This is a genomic window from Pseudomonas sp. P5_B2, assembly GCF_056400445.1.
In genome coordinates, this window is the sequence record NZ_JBFULH010001319.1 from 1 (window position 1) to 714 (window position 714).

The 714-nt window shown below is 49.4% G+C and carries 1 protein-coding gene; it reads left to right on the forward strand.

Annotation, left to right across the window (positions count from 1 at the left end):
* Positions 1–491 (forward strand): PaaI family thioesterase (locus AC1DRJ_RS30970; protein WP_477805464.1); only part of this gene is annotated, 491 nt, incomplete at its 5' end.
* Positions 492–714 lie beyond the last annotated feature (223 nt).

Here is a 714-nt window from a genome sequence, read left to right on the forward strand (position 1 = left end):
TCTGGATTGTCAATGATTTTTTGCAAAAAATCATTGACAATCCAGACCGAGCTTTTTTGGAACGTGCTATTTCAGAGGCCCAATTTGACATCCCGTTTGAATTGACTGCTGGATTAAGTGCACTTGGCGCGAGGTTGATTAATGGCGGCCTTGGCATTGTCGAACTTAGTTTCGAAGCGCCATTAACATCCCTTCAGGGAAATGGCGTTGTATCCGGTGGCACATTGATGACCATGCTCGACTATGCCATGGCTTTTGCAGTGCTCAGCACGCTGCCCTGTGGGCAAACCTGTGCCACTACCAGCATTACGGTGAATATGCAGGCGGCTGCGATGCCATCGTTGTTGAAAGCAAAGGCAACAGTTGAACGTGTGGGTCGTCAAGTTGCGTTCGCCAGGGCTGAACTTCATGACCCTCAGCGCGAAGTGCTGATCGCCAGTTCGTCAGCAACATTTGTGGTTATGCCGGTGCGTCGCCTAAAGGCGGTATGAGTCAAAAAATTTAATTAATAACGAAACTAAACGAACCGTATTTGAGGCTGTATGATGAATAACATTACCGATGTGGCCTATAAGCCAGTACGGAGAATTGTCACTGGTCATAACGAAGCTGGTGAGTCGGTTTTCACCAGTGACGCCAATACTCCTAATGTTCTGGCGCAAGCTGGTAAGCCGGTCGCACAGGTCGTTTGGGCAACGGGTGCCGGGCGTGCAG